The sequence below is a fragment of the Sphingomonas sp. ASY06-1R genome, from assembly GCF_052180265.1.
GTDB lineage: Bacteria > Pseudomonadota > Alphaproteobacteria > Sphingomonadales > Sphingomonadaceae > Sphingomonas_I.
Window position 1 is genome coordinate 3,186,257 of the sequence record NZ_CP197464.1, and the last position, 18,883, is coordinate 3,205,139.

At 65.4% G+C, this 18,883-nt stretch carries 19 protein-coding genes and 1 tRNA gene; 12 read left to right on the forward strand and 8 right to left on the reverse strand.

All coding sequences use genetic code 11. The features are described 5' to 3' along the window. Window positions 1-53 precede the first annotated feature (53 nt). Window positions 54-986: a cation diffusion facilitator family transporter gene (locus tag ACSBM8_RS15155; protein WP_442678831.1), complete on the reverse strand. Its 933-nt coding sequence runs from the start codon at window positions 984-986 to the stop codon at window positions 54-56. A gap of 126 nt (window positions 987-1,112) precedes the next feature. On the opposite strand from ACSBM8_RS15155, the gene ACSBM8_RS15160 reads away from it, so the two are divergent. The 8 genes from ACSBM8_RS15160 to ACSBM8_RS15195 are packed head-to-tail and all read left to right on the forward strand — an operon-like array spanning window position 1,113 to window position 6,863. Beyond that, window positions 1,113-2,081, forward strand: a complete 969-nt coding sequence (locus tag ACSBM8_RS15160; protein ID WP_442681612.1) for an SPFH domain-containing protein — start codon at window positions 1,113-1,115, stop codon at window positions 2,079-2,081. Between the two features lie 5 nt (window positions 2,082-2,086). Further along, window positions 2,087-2,545 (forward strand): NfeD family protein, encoded by a 459-nt coding sequence (locus tag ACSBM8_RS15165; protein WP_442678832.1) that lies wholly within the window; start codon window positions 2,087-2,089, stop codon window positions 2,543-2,545. A gap of 49 nt (window positions 2,546-2,594) precedes the next feature. After that, entirely contained in the window at window positions 2,595-3,302 is a 708-nt protein-coding gene (locus ACSBM8_RS15170; protein WP_442678833.1) for a response regulator transcription factor, read from the forward strand. Next, complete coding sequence (locus tag ACSBM8_RS15175) at window positions 3,271-4,833, forward strand: ATP-binding protein (protein WP_442678834.1); 1,563 nt, start codon at window positions 3,271-3,273, stop codon at window positions 4,831-4,833. Before ACSBM8_RS15170 ends, ACSBM8_RS15175 begins: the two co-directional genes overlap by 32 nt. Continuing rightward, window positions 4,830-5,255: an HPr kinase/phosphorylase gene (locus ACSBM8_RS15180; protein WP_442678835.1), complete on the forward strand. Its 426-nt coding sequence runs from the start codon at window positions 4,830-4,832 to the stop codon at window positions 5,253-5,255. Before ACSBM8_RS15175 ends, ACSBM8_RS15180 begins: the two co-directional genes overlap by 4 nt. Then, window positions 5,252-6,193 (forward strand): RNase adapter RapZ, encoded by a 942-nt coding sequence (rapZ, locus tag ACSBM8_RS15185; protein WP_442678836.1) that lies wholly within the window; start codon window positions 5,252-5,254, stop codon window positions 6,191-6,193. The genes ACSBM8_RS15180 and rapZ overlap by 4 nt, the downstream gene beginning before the upstream one ends. Further along, window positions 6,190-6,597, forward strand: a complete 408-nt coding sequence (locus ACSBM8_RS15190) for a PTS sugar transporter subunit IIA (protein ID WP_442678837.1) — start codon at window positions 6,190-6,192, stop codon at window positions 6,595-6,597. Before rapZ ends, ACSBM8_RS15190 begins: the two co-directional genes overlap by 4 nt. Further along, the gene (locus tag ACSBM8_RS15195; protein ID WP_442678838.1) at window positions 6,594-6,863 is read left to right on the forward strand and encodes an HPr family phosphocarrier protein; all 270 of its coding nucleotides are present in this window, start codon (window positions 6,594-6,596) and stop codon (window positions 6,861-6,863) included. Before ACSBM8_RS15190 ends, ACSBM8_RS15195 begins: the two co-directional genes overlap by 4 nt. A 12-nt stretch (window positions 6,864-6,875) precedes the next feature. Here the strand turns inward: ACSBM8_RS15195 and ACSBM8_RS15200 are convergent, their stop codons facing one another. After that, window positions 6,876-7,568 (reverse strand): Crp/Fnr family transcriptional regulator, encoded by a 693-nt coding sequence (locus ACSBM8_RS15200; RefSeq protein ID WP_442678839.1) that lies wholly within the window; start codon window positions 7,566-7,568, stop codon window positions 6,876-6,878. Window positions 7,569-7,944: 376 nt separating this feature from the next. Between ACSBM8_RS15200 and moaA the strand changes: the two genes are divergently transcribed. The 4 genes from moaA (at window position 7,945) to ACSBM8_RS15220 (ending at window position 10,582) form a co-directional block, all read left to right on the forward strand. Continuing rightward, window positions 7,945-8,946: a GTP 3',8-cyclase MoaA gene (gene moaA, locus ACSBM8_RS15205; RefSeq protein ID WP_442678840.1), complete on the forward strand. Its 1,002-nt coding sequence runs from the start codon at window positions 7,945-7,947 to the stop codon at window positions 8,944-8,946. Next, window positions 8,943-9,719 (forward strand): NAD kinase, encoded by a 777-nt coding sequence (locus tag ACSBM8_RS15210; RefSeq protein ID WP_442678841.1) that lies wholly within the window; start codon window positions 8,943-8,945, stop codon window positions 9,717-9,719. Before moaA ends, ACSBM8_RS15210 begins: the two co-directional genes overlap by 4 nt. A gap of 77 nt (window positions 9,720-9,796) precedes the next feature. Further along, window positions 9,797-9,871: transfer RNA gene (locus ACSBM8_RS15215), tRNA-Asn, on the forward strand. 204 nt (window positions 9,872-10,075) lie between these two features. Further along, the gene (locus ACSBM8_RS15220) at window positions 10,076-10,582 is read left to right on the forward strand and encodes a hypothetical protein (RefSeq protein ID WP_442678842.1); all 507 of its coding nucleotides are present in this window, start codon (window positions 10,076-10,078) and stop codon (window positions 10,580-10,582) included. Between the two features lie 371 nt (window positions 10,583-10,953). On the opposite strand, the gene ACSBM8_RS15225 is transcribed toward ACSBM8_RS15220, so the two are convergent. From ACSBM8_RS15225 to ACSBM8_RS15250, 6 genes are all read right to left on the reverse strand, one after another. Next, window positions 10,954-12,651, reverse strand: coding sequence for a DUF885 family protein (locus tag ACSBM8_RS15225; RefSeq protein ID WP_442678843.1), 1,698 nt, complete (start codon window positions 12,649-12,651; stop codon window positions 10,954-10,956). Between the two features lie 32 nt (window positions 12,652-12,683). Beyond that, window positions 12,684-13,856 (reverse strand): pyridoxal phosphate-dependent aminotransferase, encoded by a 1,173-nt coding sequence (locus ACSBM8_RS15230; protein WP_442678844.1) that lies wholly within the window; start codon window positions 13,854-13,856, stop codon window positions 12,684-12,686. Beyond that, window positions 13,853-14,752 (reverse strand): bile acid:sodium symporter family protein, encoded by a 900-nt coding sequence (locus ACSBM8_RS15235; RefSeq protein WP_442678845.1) that lies wholly within the window; start codon window positions 14,750-14,752, stop codon window positions 13,853-13,855. The genes ACSBM8_RS15230 and ACSBM8_RS15235 overlap by 4 nt, the downstream gene beginning before the upstream one ends. A gap of 25 nt (window positions 14,753-14,777) precedes the next feature. Then, window positions 14,778-16,082: an NAD(P)/FAD-dependent oxidoreductase gene (locus tag ACSBM8_RS15240; RefSeq protein ID WP_442681613.1), complete on the reverse strand. Its 1,305-nt coding sequence runs from the start codon at window positions 16,080-16,082 to the stop codon at window positions 14,778-14,780. Further along, complete coding sequence (locus tag ACSBM8_RS15245; protein WP_442678846.1) at window positions 16,082-16,606, reverse strand: DUF3830 family protein; 525 nt, start codon at window positions 16,604-16,606, stop codon at window positions 16,082-16,084. The genes ACSBM8_RS15240 and ACSBM8_RS15245 overlap by 1 nt, the downstream gene beginning before the upstream one ends. Window positions 16,607-16,691: 85 nt before the next feature. Continuing rightward, window positions 16,692-18,881: a prolyl oligopeptidase family serine peptidase gene (locus ACSBM8_RS15250; protein WP_442678847.1), complete on the reverse strand. Its 2,190-nt coding sequence runs from the start codon at window positions 18,879-18,881 to the stop codon at window positions 16,692-16,694. Window positions 18,882-18,883 lie beyond the last annotated feature (2 nt).

An 18,883-nucleotide genomic window follows, 5' to 3' on the forward strand; every position in this document is an offset into this window, starting at 1 on the left:
CCTCACTCTGGCTGAAGGGCGAATACGCAGGCCGGTACCGGCCGGTTCCGCCCCTAACGGTGCGGTCGCGCTCCGGCGCCGCAGGGGTCGCGTTCGATCTGGATCGTGGCGTGGCCGATGCTGAAGCGGTGATCCAGCAGGTGCGCGACGCGCAGACGGACGTCCTCACCATCCGCGTCCTCCGTGATCGCGATATGGACGGTGCCGTTCACGTCACTGATCGCCATCGACCAGACATGGAGATCGTGGACATCGCAGACGCCCGGCAGATCCGAAATGGCATTGCGGATCTCGGCGAGATCGATGCCCTTCGGCACGCCTTCCAACAAAACGTTGATCGTATCACGCAGCAGCGCCCACGTGCGCGGCAGCACCCAAAGTGCGATGCCGATCGCGACGACGGGATCGATCCAGAGCTTGCCGGTCACACGGATCAGGATGGCGCCCAGGATCACGCCTACCGATCCGATCGCGTCGGACCAAACCTCCAGATAGGCACCTTTGACGGCCATGCTCTCGCCGCGGCCGGCGAGCAGGACGCGCATCGAAATGAGGTTGATCGCCAGCCCGAGGCTGGCAACGATCATCATGCCGGTCGCAGCAACCGGTTCGGGTTCCCGGAAGCGGCTGATCGCCTCGACCAGGACATAGGCCGCGGCAGCGAACAGCAGCAGCGCGTTGAACGCCGCCGCCAGGATTTCAAACCGCTTATAGCCGAAGGTCCGTTTATCGTCCGGCGCCTTGTCGCCGATCCGGACGGCCATCAACGCAATCGCCAGCGCCGCTACGTCCGTCAGCATATGCGCAGCGTCCGACAGGAGCGCCAGACTGTTATACAGGAAGGCGCCGGCCAGTTCGATCGCCAACACCGATCCGGTCAGGACCAACGCGATCGTCAGCGCTCGTCCGCTCGCCCCGGCAGTATGATCGTGATGGCCGGAGCCATGCGCGTGATCGTGACCGTGATGGCTATGCGCGTCGCCCATCGTGGCCCCTTACCGGAGGCCTTACCTAAAAAGAAGAAGCGTTGCGGCAGACCGTCGCGCGATTGCAGTTGGAACCTCCCGCCCTGCCGCGCATAATCTGTGCAGCAATCGTGGAGGTGACGGGTGATGCTCTACTTCTTTGCAGGAATCGCGTTACTCGCCATCCTGATCGTCTTTTCTGGCATCAAGGTTGTCCGTCAGGGCCATCAATATACGATCGAGCGATTTGGTCGTTTCACCTATGTCGCACGGCCCGGTTTCAACTTTCTCGTTCCCTTCTTCGATCGCGTCGGTCGTCGCGTGAATATGATGGAACAGGTGCTCGATATTCCCGGACAGGAGATCATCACCAAGGATAATGCGATGGTCGCCGTTGACGGCGTCGTCTTCTTTCAGGTGCTCGATGCCGCCAAGGCCGCCTACGAAGTCTCGGAAATCTACGTCGCGATCATGCAGCTGACGACCACCAACCTGCGGACCGTCATGGGATCGATGGATCTGGACGAGACCTTGTCGAAACGCGATGAGATCAACGCCCGTCTCCTTTCCGTCGTGGACCATGCGACCGAGGCATGGGGCGTCAAGATCACGCGCGTCGAGGTCAAAGACATCCGGCCGCCCGCCGATATCGTCAACGCCATGGGCCGCCAGATGAAGGCCGAGCGCGAAAAGCGTGCTGTCATCCTGGAAGCGGAAGGAAGCCGTGCCTCGGAGATCCTGCGCGCAGAGGGGCAGAAGCAGAGCCAGATCCTTGAAGCCGAGGGCCGGCGCGAAGCCGCTTTCCGGGATGCGGAAGCGCGCGAACGCGCAGCAGAGGCCGAAGCCAAGGCAACCCAGATGGTGAGCGAGGCGATCGCTGGCGGAAACGCGCAGGCGATCAACTATTTCGTCGCCCAGAAATATGTCGAGGCGATCAGCCAGTTCGCAACCTCGCCCAACGCGAAAACGATCCTCTTCCCGGTGGAAGCCACGCAGTTGATCGGCACGCTCGGAGGTATCGGGGAATTGGCGCGGGAAGCGCTGAGCGGAGCGGACACGTCGTCGGCCACCATGCCAAAGCGCAACCCCGCGCAGGTTCCGACCACGCGAGGCTGACGGAGATGCACGGCTGGATCTGGCTGATCGCGGGGCTTGTGCTGACCGGTGCGGAACTGGTGGCGCCGGGGGTCTTTCTGGTCTGGCTGGGCGCGGCAGCGCTGTTCACCGGCGCGGTCTCGCTGCTCTTCTCGCTCCCCTTATCGGCGGAGTTCGCGCTGTTTGCCGTGTCGTCATGCCTGACCGTCCTGGCAGGCCGGGCGCTGGCGCATCGATCGCCGATCATTTCCGACGATCCCTTGCTCAATGAACCGACCGCGCGGCTAATTGGCCGGAGGGTGATCGTGGTAGAACCGCTCGCGGGCGGTGAAGGCAGGGTCAGGGTGGGCGACGGCGTATGGTCTGCAATCGGTCCTGACGCGCCCATCGGGACCTGGGTGGAGGTCGTTGCGGCCAATGGCGGGCGACTGGTGGTGGAGCCCGTGCACCCGAACGTGTCAGCGCGGTTGAGCGACGCGCGGTAAGCGGCTATCGCCGCGCCAGGCGCGCAGTTGGGCCGTGCGAAAGGCGAACATGACGGCATCGATCGCGCTCGTCGACGACGATCGCAACATCCTCACCTCTGTCTCGATCGCGCTGCAGGCCGAAGGGTTTGCCGTGCGAATCTATACCGATGGCGAGACCGCACTGAAGGCCTTGACCGAAAATCCGCCGGATCTGGCGGTGCTCGACATCAAGATGCCGCGCATGGACGGGATGGAATTGCTGCGCCGGCTTCGCGAAAAAAGCCCCCTACCTGCCATTTTCCTGACATCGAAAGATGACGAACTGGACGAGGCACTTGGCCTCGCGCTTGGCGCCGACGATTATATCACCAAGCCCTTCAGCCAGCGCCTGTTGATCGCCCGTATTCGGGCGATCCTGCGCCGCGTGGAAATGCGCGGAAAGAAAGATGGCGAGGATGGGGCACCCGTCGCCGAAAAGATCGTGCGCGGCCGGTTGGAAATGGACCCCGCCCGTCATCGTGTAACGTGGGATGGGCGCGACGTGACGCTGACCGTCACCGAATTCCTGATCCTGGAAGCGTTGGCGCAGCGCCCGGGCTTCGTAAAATCACGCGACCAGTTGATGGACACCGCCTATCAAGACGATGTCTATGTCGACGACCGCACGATCGACAGCCATATCAAACGACTTCGGCGCAAATTTCGGCAGGTGGACAGCGATTTCAAAGCAATCGAGACGCTCTATGGCGTTGGCTACCGTTTTTCGGAGGAATGAGGACGGGGAGGCGCCCTTGCGGCTGTCGCTCACGGGTCGCATTCTTGCCGTCAATATCTTCGCGCTGGTCGTGCTCGCCGGAGGTTTCTTCTATCTCGATTCCTATCGCACGCAGCTGATCGAAGAGCGCAGCGATCGGATCGGAACCGAAGCCCAGCTGGCGGCCGCCGCCATATCGGTAACGCCCCCTGCCGCGGTTCCCAATCTGCTGACCCGGATGGGGGCTGCCAACCAGACCCGCCTGCGCCTGTATCGCGGCGACGGCGCGCCAATCGACAGCTGGGACCGCGGTTCACCCACCTACGTCCTGCGTGATCCAGCAGACGAGCCGTGGCGCCGTCATGTCGCCCGCTTCATGGACCGGGCCATCGATCACATCGTTGGGGCCGAAGTGCCCGAACGCTTCGTGGAGCCCACGGTCGACCGGATGAGCGCCTGGCCTGAAGTCCTCCGTGCGGAAAAAATAGGCACGATCGCAATGACGATCCGACGCGCGCCGGCGCGCACTCCGGTCATTTCCGCGGCGCTTCCGGTCAAGGGCGACAATGCCGGCGTGTTGCTGCTGACGAGCGATCAGCGCGATGTGATCCGGACGGTGCGCGCCGAACGCTTCTGGCTGGGCATTGTCCTGCTGGTGACGACCGCGCTTTCGATTGCCCTGTCTCTGTTTCTGGCGCGCACGATCGCCCGCCCCCTGCGCCGCCTCGCGCTGGCCGCGCACCGGGTCCGACTGGGACGATCGCGGGAGGTGCAGGTCCCGCGCCTCCCCTCGCGGCGCGACGAGATCGGCACGCTTGCCCGCGCGCTATCGGATATGAGCCAGGCGCTGCGGCAGCGGATCGACGCGACGGAGGCGTTCGCCGCCGACGTCGCGCACGAGATGAAGAACCCGCTGGCGTCGCTTCGTTCGGCGATCGACAGCCTCGAGCGGGTCAATGACCCCGGACTGCGCGAACGCTTGCTGGTCGTGATCCGCGACGACGTACGGCGGCTCGACCGGCTGATCACGGATGTGTCCGAAGCATCGCGCATGGACGCGGAATTGTCGCGCGCCCGATTCGAATCGGTCGATGTGGGCCATATGATCGAGCAATTGGTGGAAGCGCGCGAGGCGCGCGGCGTGACCAACGGGATCCGCCTGGCGTTCGGGCGGCCGCATCGCGGGAGCGCGGTCGTGTTCGGCGACGGGCAAAGGCTGGCGCGCGCGATTGAGAATTTGATCGACAATGCCATTTCCTTCTCGCCACCCGGCGGGCTCGTGCAGATCACCGCGATGCGCGACGGGCAGCAGGTGGTGATCCGCGTCGAAGACGATGGCCCCGGCGTGCCCCCGGGAGAGCGGCAAGCCATCTTCAATCGCTTTCATTCGATCCGGCCCGAAGGCGAAGTGTTCGGACGCCACTCCGGTCTGGGCCTGGCTATCGCCAAGGCGATCGTGGAGGGTCATACCGGCACCATCTCGGTCACCGACCGCGATGATGACAATCACGGCGCGCGCTTCTCCATTCGTCTACCCGCTGCCGAAAAATGAGCGTCACCCTGCATGCCAGCTGCGTCGCCATCCACGGCCGTGCTGTCCTGTTGACCGGCGCTTCGGGATCGGGAAAATCCGATCTCGCGCTGCGCCTGATCGATCGCGGCGCGACGCTCGTTGGCGATGACGGCATCGTCGTCGAGGCGCGGGACGGTCGCCTGCTGGCCCGTGCCGGACCGAATATCGAAGGGCAGATGGAAGTGCGCGGCCTTGGCATCCTGACTATGCCTGTCATCGCTGAAGCCCCGCTCGCGCTTGCGATTGCCTTGGATCGCCCGGTCCCGCGCATGCCGGACGAAACCCTGCCGGTCCGCGTGATCGAGGGTCTGACCCTGCCCCTGCTCGCGCTCGACTCGTTCGAGAGCTCCGCGCCGGTCAAGGTTGAGAAAGCATTGCTTCTCTATGGGTTAGCAGCATGAGCCAGCCGAGTCGTATCCTTCTGGTAACGGGCCTTGCGGGTGCCGGGCGAACCACCATCCTCAAGACATTGGAGGATATTGGCTGGGAAACGGTCGACAATCTTCCGCTGAGCTTGCTCGATCGCTTGCTGTCCAACCCCGTCCCCCAGGGCGCGCAGGATGAAGAGCGTCCGCTCGCGCTGGGTATCGACAGCCGCACGCGCGGATTCGATGCGCAGGCCATCCTCGATCGAGTCGCGACGCTGCGCCGGCAGAAGCATCAGGAACTTGAAATCCTCTTCGTGGACGCCGCCGACAGCGTCCTTGCCCAACGCTTTTCGGCAACCCGCCGGCGCCATCCGCTGGCGCTCGACCGGCCTGCGGAAGACGGCATTGCGAGCGAGCGCGTCTTGCTGGGGCCGCTGCGGCACGCTGCCGATTATCTGATCGATACGACCGACACCAACACGAACGTGCTGCAACAGGATATCCGCCAACGGTTCAGCGGCGCGGAAACGAGCAATTCCACCCTGGCCGTCACATCGTTCAGCTATGCCCGTGGCCTGCCGCGCGATGCCGATCTGGTGCTGGATATGCGCTTCCTGCGCAATCCGCACTGGGACGAAGCGCTGCGCCCCGGCACGGGACTGGACGCAGCGGTCGCCGCCTATATCGCGCAGGATCCCGCGTACGGACCCGCCTTCGATCAGATCGAGCAACTGCTGCTAACGTTGCTTCCGCGCTACGAACGCGAAGGAAAAAGCTACGTCACCATCGCTTTTGGGTGCACCGGAGGGCGCCACCGCTCGGTTCATACGGCGGAAGCCATGGCCAAGAGGTTGCGTGCAGCCGGTTTTTCGCCCACCATCGCGCATCGTGACCTGGTTCAGCAGCAGCCGGGCACGCGGGAGGGGAAGCCGGACGATGGCAAAGGGGCAGTCCTGGCGGTGAACAGATGATCGGATTGGTGCTGGTAACGCATGGCCAGCTTGCTGCGGAGTTCATACGTGCGATGGAGCATGTAGTCGGCCCACAGCAGGGAATTGAGGCGATCTGCATCGGTCCCGATGACGATATGGAGGTGCGCCGCGCCGACATTTCGCGGGCGGTCGCTGCGGTCGATCAGGGTCGTGGCGTGATCTTGTTGACGGACCTGTTCGGCGGCACGCCGTCCAACCTGGCCATCTCGCTGATGGAGCCGGGGCGGATCGAGGTGATTGCCGGCGTGAATTTGCCGATGCTGATCCGACTCGAGGGCGCGCGCAAAATGCTCAAGGTCCAGGCAGCGGTCGCGGCCGCGCGCGAGGCGGGACGCAAATATATTTCCGTCGCTTCCGAAGTCCTGGGTGCAGCTGCCGCATGACGGTTGAACGAACCGTGATGATCACCAATCGGCGCGGCCTGCATGCGCGGGCCAGCGCCAAGTTCGTTACCCTTGCCTCGGCCCAATCCACGATCGTCGAGGTGGAAAAGGACGGTTCGAAGGTGGCGGGCACATCGATCATGGGACTGATGATGCTCGGCGCGGCGATGGGCGACAGCGTGACCATCAGTGCGGAAGGCGACGGGGCCGACGTCGCGGTCGGCGCGCTGTGCGAATTGGTCGAGGCCAAGTTCGGCGAGGAATAAGCAGCGGCGGCGTCAGCCCGTCGTCCGCTCCGCCAGCAGTTTCAATGCCCCGCAATCCAGCAGGCGCACCCGGCCACGCCCACCTGCGATCAACCCGGCTTGCTTCCACCGGCTCATGATCCGGCTGACCGTCGGCAGCGTCGTGGAGGTGAGATCGGCCAGATCCTGGCGCGAGAGTGGCAGATCGCATCCGTCCTCGGTCGACTCGCCGTTGGATCCCCGCGCCATCCGCAGCAAGGTACGCGCCAGCCGCTGCTCGACCGGGACACTGGAGACCTCTTCCAGCCGCTCGATCATCTGTTCGGCATAGCCAGAAACCGTTCGCAATACGTTCAATGCGAGCGTGGCATTGTTATCCATCGCCTCCCGCAGACCGCTCAGAGGCCAGACGAGAGCCTCGACGGCGGTAAGTGCGCTGACGGTCGCGTGGTTGCGCACATCCTTCGCGGCGCCGAGCGTGCCAATCGGTGCCCCCGGCCCCAGCAAGGCGAGCGTAAGCGGCGCGCCGTCTTCCGAGGCGCGCCAGATCTTGATCCGTCCCTTCGTGATCACGAACAGCGCGGTCGCACTCTCTCCTTGTGCGATGAGCGACTCGCCGGCCGCAAATTTGCGCGAAGCGGCGCGTTGCAGGATGGCAGCGCGCTCTTCCGGTGCGAGCCCCGCAAAGAACGGGCTGGAGAAGATCGAGGTTCGGTCGTGCGCCACGGTTTCCCCCGGAAACGTTCCGCCCGCTTCCAATAGCATGCCGGCAGATTTGAGTCCCGCTACTTGTCCTGGCGCAAAGACGGTGCGGACGTGAGGTGCGATGGGCACGGTGATGGCGCAGGTGAAAACCTGCCCACCGCCGCAGGGCGATGCTTCCCCCAAGCCGGCATCGCTTCTGTCGAGCAGACATGGATGCCGGCCCGTCCCGAAAGGGATCTCTGCGCCGGCATGAGCGCCCCTCCCCCCCAAACGCGTTCGCACGGTGCAGACCAGCCCATGTCGCCTCGACCGGATAAGAGCAGCAATGGGCTCGCGGAGATCCCTTCTTCCTGAATGCGGCCTTGCCGCCACGCAAGCGGCCCCCTAGCTAACGCGCATGGCCGAGGCGCTTCCCTCTCCGCTGATCGACGGTTTTGGCCGGCGAATCAGCTATCTGCGCATCTCGGTGACCGATCGCTGCGATCTGCGCTGCCGCTATTGCATGGCCGAGGTGATGCAGTTCCTGCCGGCCTCCCGGCTGATGACGATCGAAGAGATCGGCTATATTGCGGACGCCTTCATTGCCCGCGGGGTGCGGAGGATCCGCCTGACGGGCGGCGAACCGCTGGTACGGCGCGGCGTGACCGACCTGGCGCGCACGATCGGTCGTCATCTGGGCGACGGTCTCGACGAATTGACGCTGACGACCAACGGCACCCGGCTTGCGACGGAATCGCACGCGCTGGTGGACGCTGGCGTTCGGCGCATCAACGTCAGCCTAGACAGCCTGAATGCGGATCGGTTCCGGCACATCACGCGCACCGGTCAATTGGACAAGGTGCTGCAGGGAATCGATGCGGCCGCGGCGGCGGGCCTGCGCATCAAGATCAACATGGTCGCGTTGAAAGGGCTGAACGAGGACGAGATCGAGCCGATGCTGCGTTGGTGTGCCGCCCGGGGGCATGATCTGACGCTGATCGAGACGATGCCGCTGGGTGATGTCGAAGGCGATCGCACGGATCATTATCTGCCGCTGGATCAGGTACGCCGTACGCTGGAGAGCCGCTTCACGCTGGCGCCCCTGGCCGAGCGCACCGGCGGCCCGGCCCGCTACTACCGGGTGGCCGAACTCGATGCGAAGATCGGTTTCATCACGCCGCTGACCGAAAATTTCTGTGCCGGCTGCAACCGCGTCCGGCTGACGGTGGAGGGGCAGCTTTACCTTTGTCTCGGCCGGGAAGATCGCATCGATTTGCGCGCGGCGCTGCAGGAGGGCGGCCGCCCGGCCCTAGATGCGGCACTGGATCGGGCGATGGCGGCCAAGCCGCTGCGCCATGCCTTCGCGATCGAGGACGCGGCGCCGGCGGTGTCGCGGCATATGAGCGTCACCGGCGGATGAGCGGCGAACGCAAGCTTGCGCTTGCAGCCTCCAATGCGGAAGCGGCCCAGGCCGCCGCCAAGGAGCTTCGGCAACGTTACGAGTGGGTCCCCCCCGCCGAAGCCGACATCATGGTGGCGTTGGGCGGGGACGGTTTCCTGTTGCAGACGCTCCATGTCATGCTCGATCGGCACCGCGCATTACCGGTCTTCGGCATGAATCGCGGCACCGTTGGCTTCCTGATGAACGAGTGGAGTCCCGATCTTTTGGAGAGCCGCCTGCTCTCGGCCAAGCCGATCAAGGTGGCGCCGCTGAGGATGGAAGCGGTGACGATCGACGGCAAGAAGGAGTCGCTGTCGGCGATCAATGAAGTGTCGCTGCTGCGCGAGACGCGGCAGACCGCATGGATCGAGGTGAGCGTCGATAAACGCGTGGTAGTGGAGGAATTGGTGGCGGACGGCGTGCTGGTGGCAACGCCGGCAGGGTCCACCGCTTATAATTTCTCCGCCCATGGCCCGATCCTGCCGCTGGAGAGCGGGTTTGTTGCTTTGACCCCGATCAGCCCCTTTCGGCCGCGACGCTGGCGTGGCGCGATCCTGCGCGACAGCAACCGCATCACCTTCCGCGTGCTGGATCCGATCAAGCGCCCCGTCAGCGCGGTCGCGGATCAGCGGGAAATCCGCGATGTCGCGAGCGTTGAGATCATGGTCGACCGCGGCAATCCACTGACGTTGCTGTTCGATCCGGAGCATGCGCTGGACGATCGAATCGCGATGGAACAGTTTGCGATCTGATTTCCGCACCGAAGCGCTTGCCACTTGCGAAATCCCGCTGCTATAGGCCGCGCCTCAACGGCCCCTTGCGGGCCCGTTCCCCGGTAGCTCAGTGGTAGAGCGTTCGACTGTTAATCGAATGGTCGCTGGTTCGAATCCGGCCCGGGGAGCCATTTCGCCGTTTTCGGCATTTTGGGGCTGACGCCTTTAGCTCCAGCTCGGCAGTTCCGCAGCCCCTTCCCGATATCCGCCAGATCCGCACCAACTACAGGTACGATCGCACACGTACGCATTGCGACGATCGCCGCCTGACCGGTATCCGCACGCGAGGCAATGGACTGGAATGCTACGAATTCATGCCGAGAGACGGAAAAGCCATGACGAGTCTTTTTGCTGCTGCGCTGGCCGTGGCCACGATCATCAGCCCTGTCGCAGCGCAAGGTGAGGGCCGTCCCAAAAACGCCCCTGCCGCCTGTCCGAGTCGCGAATTCGACAGATTCTTCGAGGAATTCATCCGGTCGAGCGATGTGCGCCGCCGATATACCGGCTCTACGATCGAAGAGCGATCGATCGCCGCGCCGCAGCGCCCCGGAGCCGTGCGCCCGGCCACGCCAGAACGATTCGACATCGCGCTCTTCGAATACACCTGGGCGGACGCGACGTCCGTCCAGCGCTGGGAAAAGGACCACACCCCCATCACCGAACTGTCGCTCGATATGACGAAACTGCCGAACGGCAGTTGGCGAGTAAAGTATCAGCCGGCGATCTTTAAGGATGATGGCGTCGGCGACAGCAAGACGTTGGTACGCAAGATCGGCAAACCCCGCGCTTACATCTTCGCATCGACGGGCGGGTGCTGGAAGCTGGTCCAGTGGCTCAAATGATGTCGCCGACCTGCGGGCGCGGCGGCAGCGTGGGTCGTGCGCGGCCGGTCACGTGGGTGACGTTAGAGATGTAAAGCCGGAAAGCGTCGCCGTGTGGCCAGTCTGACGCGGATGAGCTTCCGTTTTCCCCTCATTTAGCCAAGCAGGATCGGCCCGAAGCGCTCTTCATATTCGTCTTCGGCGATCTCGAAGATGCCGATGCGCTCGTCGTTAGTTCCTCAGCCACGAACGCCAACACATGCCGTGATCGACGAGAGTGCGTTTTTCATCGGTGGGTGAGGCGGCGGCGGCGCGGTGGCATCCGGTTCGCGATGCGTCGAAGCAGCGAAGCGGGTTGTCGCCTTTGCGCATCCCGGCCGGCTAACAGGCCCCTATTCCGCTCTGCCAGTGGCTTTGCCCATGCTCTCTTCGCGCTGATAGAGCGAGAAGGGGATCGTGCCCTCGCGCGCCAGCTTCGCCATCACGCGCTTGACCGCGTCGCCGTCCTGCTCGTCGGCATGGCCCGCATCGGCGATCAGCCGGTCCAGCTCCATCTTGCCGGTGACGTAGCTCGTCCCGTAGCCCGGCTGGCGCAGGTAGAGCAGCTGTTCGAAGCCGACCAGATCGCTCGACGCGTCGGACCAGCCGCGCGGCGTCCAGCGCGCGTGGAAATGCCCGGCCTGGGCTAGGCTCCATTCGTTCGACTGCACGTAGAGCGACGCCAGCCCGCGCGCGGCGCGATTGGCCAGCATGATCCACACCAGTTCGCGCGCGCGGGGTACATCGTCATACAGCCCCGCATGCATCACCAGCTCCTCGAACGCGGTGGCGAAGCCTTCCGAGCGCGACTGGAAGATGTTGAACAGCGGCGCGCCCCGCCGGATCGGATCGGGGTTGGGCTCATTCTTGATCCGCGCCAGCTCGACCCAGTGGATGTCGTGCGAATAAAGCGGCCGCGGATCGAGCGCGGTGACGTGATAGAAGAAATTGCGCTTGGCGGGTGGAATGTAGCCGACCGTCTGGGCGGCCAATGCGGCACGGTAATAAGGCCGGTCGGGGACGAACCCGCTAGCGATGATGAAGTCGGTGAAGCTCTTCATCTTTGCTGCGGAATAGGCCTGATAGCCCGCCGGATCGTCGATCGGCGCGATCGGCGGCAGCGCGGCGTTATGCTGCTCCTCCAGCTTGAGGCTCGCCCAGGCGCGGTCGAGCTCGCGCTTTAGCAGCGCCACCTGATCGTCCCAGGTGAACGGCACGAGCTGCACATTCTTCATGTACCAGTCGTAATTGGCCTTCCCGACGCCCGACGGCCCGGTCTTGGTCGGCGCCGTCTCCTTGACCCAGCGGCCGAAGGCGGCGGTGGCATCGCGCGCCGCAATTGCGGCCCGGCGCAATTCGGCCGGGGCACCTGCTAAACTCGCTTTCTGCTGGCCCTCAAGCGTGCGCATCGACAGCGTCCCGTCGATCAGCGCGGTCAACACCGCCTCCTGCTCGGCAAAGGCGCGGCCGCCATAGCGCCACAGGTCCGCCGCCTGGCTGTCGGCGAGGGACAGACGCGCACGATCCAGCAACACCGGCACACCGGCTAGGCGCGCGGTCAGCGCGCGCGCATCGCCACGCGACAGCGGCCAGCGATAGGTAAACAGATCGATCACATCGGCGAGCGGCCCTTCATGCGCCGGTACGTCGCTCTCCTCGCCGATCACCGTGGCGTAATAGCTCGGGTCGCGCGCCCACGGCTGGCGCACGCGCAAGTCGAAATCGAGCCCGTTCATCTCGGCCTCGATCAGCCGCGCATCGGCAATGACGTGCGGCGACCAGCCGGTCCGGTCGAGCGCCGCCAGCCGCTGCCGCATCCGGACCAGTCCGTCACGCTTGCGGGCGAGCGCAGCCGGGCTGAAATCCACCACGCCGGCACGGCGTTCGGGGGCGGCGAAGGCGCGCCAGTCGGTGAACAGGCTGACGAGCGCCGGCGGCGGGAGCATATCGGCGGCAGGCGCGGCTGGCGCTGGTGCCGCCGCCAAGGGCGTGACGAGGGCGGTCGCACATAGCAATCCGGCCAGACCGACAGTCGTGATCCCCCAGCGCATCGCGCGTTCCCCTTCGTCTGACCTGCCGGATCTTACCCCGGCAGCCTGTTCAACAGTCGGCCGATCCGGGCCATCGCTTCTTCGATCCGCGGCAGCGGTTCCGATCCGAAGCAGATGCGCAGATGATCGCCCCCCATCGGCCCATAAAAGCTCCCGGCCTCCACCACCACATGTGCCTGATCGAGGATCAGGTCGGCAAGCGCGGCGCCGGTGCGGCCGGTGCCGGCAATGTCGGGCCAGGCGTAGATCGTGCCTTCGGGCGCGGCGCAGCGCACCCCCGGCATCTGGTTGAGCGCGCGCACCACCACATCACGCTTGACCTTATCGTCCGCGACCATCGCGCGCATCGTCGCCCCGCCCTGCTCGAGCGCGGCGAGCCCGCCATATTGAACGAACGGATTGACGTGCGTGACGTCATTGGCGGTGACCTTCATCATCGCGCGCAGCAGCGGCGCCGGTGCATGCGCATAGCCCAGCCGCCAACCGTCCATGGCGTAGGCCTTGGTAAAGGCGAAGAGCGAGATGGTGCGATCCGCCATACCATCGATGGTCGCGACGCTGATGTGCGCGCCGTCGAACAGGATGTGTTCGTACACCTCGTCCGCGATCACGATCAGATCGTGGCGGATGGCGAGCGCCGCCAGAGCTTCCAGTTCGGCACGGCAATAGACCCGCCCGGTCGGGTTGCACGGATTGACCAGGATGATCGCGCGTGTACGCGGCGTGATCTTCGGCTCGATCAACGTGGGATCGATCCTGAACCCGGCCGCGGCATCCAGCGGCGCGGTCACGGTCCGCCCGCCAGCCAGCTCGACCTTGCCGACATGTTGCGGATAATAAGGCTCGAGCAGGATCACCTCGTCGCCGGGATCGATCGTCGCCATGATCGCGGCATAGGATCCGTGCGTCAGCCCGTTGGTGACCAGCACGTCGTCCGCCGTCGCGGGGATGCGATTATAGTCGCGCAGCTTCGCGGCGATCGCGGCGCGGAACGCCGGCTCACCCTGCAGATCCGAATAGTGGACGTGGCCGGCGTCGAGTGCCGCTGCTGCGGCGGCCTTGATCACTGCCGGCGTGTCGTGGCACGGCCGCCCGAACTCCAGGTGGATCAGGTCGATACCCGACGCCTGCAGACGCAGCGCCTTTTCATACATCCCGAACGACTTCGTCGATCCTTCGGTGATGCGGCGGGCGGGGCGGGTCATGCGGCAGTCTCCGGGGGCAGGCGCGGCGCGGCGGCACGACGGCGCAGCCACGATACGGCCGGGATGCCGATCGCCATCCCGATGAAGGTATTGATGATCATCGGCAGCGACATGTCGTTGCGGTGAAGCAGGCTGACCGCGACGAAGATCGCGGTGCCTTCCTGGCGGACGATATGCTCCATCGCGATTGCCACGCGCTCCGGCCGACGGATCCCGCCCGCCCAGGACACCAGAAAGGCCAGGCCGAGGTTCACGACGTTCATTGCGACGACGATCGCGAGCACCACGCCGAACGAGGAGGCGATCGTCGCCCATTCCTGCGCGACGATCATGGCGAACACCGTCACCAGCACGATCGTCGCCACGGATTTGATCGTCGGCTCGATCCGCTGCGCGATGCGCGCCGCGAGCCGGTTGACCAGCATCCCAACCGCGACCGGGATCACCGTGACCATCATGATCTTGGCTAAGGCATCGCCGGTCGGGATCGCGATCGCCTGTTCCTTCGCAAAGATCAGGTGAAGCGCGATCGACGCGGTATAGGGCAAGGTGAAGACATAGATCAGGCTGACGAACAGGCTCATCGACAGCGACAGTGCGACATTGCCGCGCGCCAGATCAGTCATCAGGTTCGACAGGATCCCGCCGGGACACGTCGCCAGCAGGACCAGCCCCATCATCAGGGCGGGCGTCGGAGCGAACGCCGCGGCCAGCACCACCCCGACGATCGGCACCAGCAGGATCATGCTGCCGACCCCCAGCAGGAAGGCGCGCGAATTGACGACGATGTGGCGGAAGTCGCGCACGGTCAGGCCAAGGCCCATCGAGAACATGATCAGCCACAATGCGGCGGGCAGCAGCCAGGTCCCTGCGACCGCCATGACCGCGTCCATCATAGGCCGCGCTCCGCCCGCCGGCCGGTCACGCCACGCCCAACCGGCGTTTCAAGCGCTTGGCGAACAGCGCCGAAGACAGCAGCAACCGCGGCAGATGGCGCGCGAACAGGAAGCCGGATACGGCGCGAGGAGGCTCGAACGCGATCATCGCATTTTCGGACTGCCCCGCCAGCGCTTCCGCGAGTTCGCGTCCCAACAGCACATTGGTCGCGAGCCCGCGACCATTGCACGCCTGGGCGGCGATCAGCCCCTCGTCGAGCTGGACGACGCGCGGCAGCAGGCTGGCATTCACCCACGCGTGACCAAGCCACGCATACGTCAAAGCGAGCGGGCGGTGCGTGACGAGCATGTCGGCCAGCCGCTGGTTAACGCGGCGTTCGATGTCGGCCGGCAGGTCGCGCCCGGTCGCTGGAAACGCCGTGATCAGGCGGTGGTCCGATGTGTAACGGATCGAGAAGACATCGGGCTCCAGATCGGTCAGCGCATGCCGCTCCGGCAGGATTGCCCGCTGCAGATCGGAAGGCAATGGCTCGGTAGCGACTTCCAGCACAGGCAGCGGCAGGACCGTCCCGGCCAGCCGTGGGTGCAGCAGCGGATTGCCGCCATTTGCAGCGAGCACGACCCGTCGTGCGCGAAGTTCGCCCGCGTCGGTCACGACAGACCACAGCCCGCCATCGCGTACGACCTGCGTCACTGGACTACCTTCGCGGACCCGCACGCCCAGCCGCTCCGCTTGATCCGCGAGTCCGCGCACCAGCGCGAGCGGATCGACCGATCCACCGGTCGGATCGATGATCGCCGCACCATAGCCGCGGCATCCGGTCAGACGTTGCGTTTCTTCGGCATCGCTCACGCGGAGGTCGGGCCGCAGCCCGCCCCACTCGCGCACCCGCTCTTTCAGGACGCGCTCGGCCTGACGCCCGGTCAGCGGCGCGATAAACCCCGTTTCGGCCGCCTCGCACGGGATGCCATAGCGGCGAACAAGATCGAACAGATAGGTGCCGCTCTCCGCGACCAGCCGCAGCATGCCATCGGCCGCATCGCCCAGCTTGCGGCGGACTTCATCGGGAGTCGCGCGCACCAATTGCGGGGCGACGATCCCGGCGCTCGTTCCCGCTGCCCCGCTGCCGAGCGTGCCGGCTTCGACCAGCGCCACATCGACCCCGCGCTCGGCCAGGTGAAGCGCGGTCGACAGACCCGCCACTCCGCCGCCGACGATCGCAACCTCAGCCGTGATCGCTCCGTCCAGCCTTGGGCGCAGCTTCACTGGCGCGGACCGGCCTCGCCAGATCGGATGCTCGACCGCGCCCCCGCTGCTTTGCGCCAACATCACGCGTCGCGCGTGATCGTGATCGCGCAGGCCCCGTTGGTACGGATCGCGCGGCATGCCGCCGCTGCGGCGGCAAGATCTTCGTCCACGATCCGGGCGCAGATATTCGCCATGATCCAGCCCATCGGCATCAGCAGCCGCCCGCCCGCAGCATAGAACAGCCCGACGTCCACCAGGTCGAACGGTGGCCCGTCACGCCAGGTGCCGCGCGGAGCGCAGACCAGCGCGACGTCGCCCGCCTGCGGATAGCTGGTCGCATTCTCGACCGGAACGGCACGCAGGTCGTGGCCCGGCAGCGCCTTCGCGCCGTCGATCGGCAGCGAGATTTCGGGTCCGGTCCAAATCGCATGGATTGCCGAGAAGGACAGGCCTGCGCCCGCCAAATCCCACAGCAGTGCGGCACTGGCTGGAGCGAGCGCATCGAGCAAGGTCGCGCGCGCACGCAGCCCCGATTGCGCTTCGCTGAACAGCACCGTGCGCGGCGCCGGGTCGCGCAGTCCGCCTGCCCCCGTGCCCTCATCCATCACAGCCGCAACCCCGTCGATAAATGCTCATATTCACGCGATATTGATCCATTATCAGCTTGTCAAACCGGTCGGGTTCGGTTGGTCAGCGCGCTGTCGCGACATCGGGCCGGAGATGCCGATCGAAGAAATCGACCAGCTTGCGAAATGCGAAGCGGGTCTGCGGGAGCCCTTCCATGTCCCACGGGTGGCCCGATCCGGGCAGCGTGACGAGTTCGAACATCTTGCCCTGCGCGATCAGCCGCTGCGCCAGCGCGATCGTATCCGAATAGAGCACCACCTCATCGCGCGTGCCGTGGATGATCATCAGCGGGTCCGACAGGCCGGCGGACTGATACAACGCTGATTGGCGTTCGTAGCGCGCCGGAAAATCCGGCCCTGATGGGACACCCATGATCCACTCCTGTTCGGGATAGGCGTGTGCAACGTTGCTGGCCGGCGCGCCCGCCACGCCGGCAGCATAGAAACCGGGCTTCTTGAACAGCGACATCAGGGTCATCAGCCCGCCATAGCTCGACCCCCACAGCCCGATCCGTTTGGGATCGGCATAGCCAAGGTCGACCAGACGCTGCGCGCCGTCCTGGATGTCGTCGATGTCGAGCGTGCCGTAGCTATATTGCATCGGCGCGTTCCACGCCTTGCCGCGGCCGAAGCTGCCGCGAATGCCGGGATTGATCACGATATAGCCATGCGCGACGAGATATTGATCCAGCCCCCAGGTCGGATGCGCAACGCGGCCACCCCATTGGTCGCGCACGGCGTCGGAATAGACCGAGCCGACGATCAGCGGATAGCGGCGCTTGGGATCGAAGCCGGGCGGAAGCATCACGCGCGCGGTCAGCGCGGCACCGTCGACGTGCGACCGATAATCAACGTAGCGCACATCGGCCCATGGCTGCGCCGTGAAGGCCGGCAGCGGCGAGTGGGTGATGCGCGTTGCCGCCGGCGTGCCGTCAAGCCGGGCGATATAGAGTTCGGGTGGCGTGCGATCGTCGCTCGCACGATCGGCCAGCGCCGAGAAATCGGGTGCAAAGACCACATCGTGCGTGCCCGCCGTGGCCGCCACCGGCGTGATCGCGCCGCCGCCAAAGCCGACGCGATACCATCCGCGCTCCGCATAGCCCGACTGGTTCGACCGGAAATAGAGACGGCGATGCGCGCCATCGACCTCGAACGCGTCGATCTCCCATCGCCCGCGCGTGATCTGGTGCGGCGGCGCGCCTGCCCGGTCGATGCGATAGAGGTGATTGAAGCCGTCGCGATTGGTGAGGAGGAAGATCGCCTTGCCGTCGGGTGCCCACGCCGCCTGCCAATCGGGGCGGATCTGATCGCGATCGTCGAACGCATAGACGCGCGTCCGGCGCCCGTCGTCGAGGCGGTACATGTCGACGAAATGATGCTTGATCGTCAGGTCGCTGGCATTGACCAGCAGCGAACCGCCATCAGGCGACAATTGGTAGTTCCAGATCGGATCACCGGAATCGGGGCGATCGAGCCAGCGCGGCGCCGCGCCGGCGCGCGCATCGATCACGCCGATGGCGAAGGCGATATTGCCGGAATCACCCGGAAAAGCGCGCGCGACGACATCGCGATGCGCGCGACCGTCGGCATCATAGGCGATCTCGATGCGGCGCATGGCGCGTGTATCGGCAACGACGAACGCCAGCCGCGCACCGTTGCGCGCCCATTGAACGCTCTCGATCGAGCGCTTGTCCTGCGGCGGGACGACGAGGCGGCTCGGGCCCGGCTGATCGACGTCCCGCAGCCACAGCCCGCCTCCCGCGACGAACGCCAGCTGCATCCCGTCTGGGGACGCCGTCAGCGTGGATACGCCCTTGGCCTGATCATCGAGCGGGCGCAGCCCGCCCCCGCCATCGCGCAGGTAGAGGACGCCGCCGCGCAGAAACGCGATCCGTCCCCCCGCCAGCCAGACCGCTGCGTCGACCCCGCCCTCAGGCGTGCCTGCCAAGGTGGTCAGGCGCTCCGGTATCCGCGTTTTGCGGTCGTAGCTCCAGATGTCGCGCGCGCTGCGCCCGCCCTCGTTCCACAGGAACAGCAGCCGCGATCCGTCACGGTCCCAGGCGACGCTTTCAGGCGTGGTGCCGATGATGCTCGGTTCGCTATATAGCGTCTCGATCGTGAGCGGCGAAGGCGGCGGCGCGGCGATCGCGGCTGCGGAGAGCGCCCCAATCGCGAGCGCGCCCCATCGCACGAGGCGCCCTAACGCGGCGACGAGGTGGCTCGACTTGGTGGGAACCATTGGTCTAGATGGCACAA